Source organism: Roseibium sp. AWQ4_254 (assembly GCF_056161025.1).
In genome coordinates this window covers 1-622 of record NZ_JBSWYH010000099.1, presented here as the reverse complement: position 1 = coordinate 622, position 622 = coordinate 1, and the positions used below count along the sequence as shown (strand labels likewise).

The window sequence follows — 622 nt, the reverse complement described above, 5'->3', positions numbered from 1 at the left end:
AACGGCCAACCAGGCCGTCCTGCGCAACGCGCCTTGCCGGCCAATCCGGACCAGCGCCATCAGATGGGTTTCTATCTAGTGAGGTTGGTATAAATCATGATTTCTTCATATCGTTCTCCACACTAATCAAAGGCTGGAGAAGTCCAATTTTCAACCCGTTGGTTTTTGGGGATGATTACCCCCCAATCTCGGAGCAAGCATAAGCCTAATTAAATGCGAATCTATAGCGTCTCGCGAAACAACAAGATTCGATCACCCAGAACTCCCTTGCCTATTTCTGAAAATTCAAGAAAAGCGCTTCGATTTCACGGACAGCTTCTTCAACCTGCTCTCGTTCAGAGGTTGTTAACGTCCGACCATTTTCAATCAGACTTGAATTTATTTGCTCCAAATTGAACGCAATAGGGAAAACGTTTTCTGCCCAAAACTCATCGTCCAATCTACGCGCGATGCCTTCAATCTGAACTATGAGCGCATTGAGACCCATTTTCCCTAGACGGAAACTCTCAAATTGAGTCGAAGCCAATTTTTTTGTGTCCGTCCGGTGAAGCCGGTCTTCATGGCGGCGGCGCGCTCTGTTACGCTGCTTTTGCAGCGTAACACCAAGGCATGAGTTCGTTGA

The 622-nt window shown here is 47.4% G+C and carries 1 protein-coding gene; it reads right to left on the bottom strand.

All coding sequences use genetic code 11. From position 1 onward, the window contains the following. Nucleotides 1-271: 271 nt before the first annotated feature. Nucleotides 272-622: hypothetical protein (locus ACXAIC_RS24780; RefSeq protein WP_475187109.1), on the bottom strand; the 351-nt coding region annotated here is incomplete at its 5' end.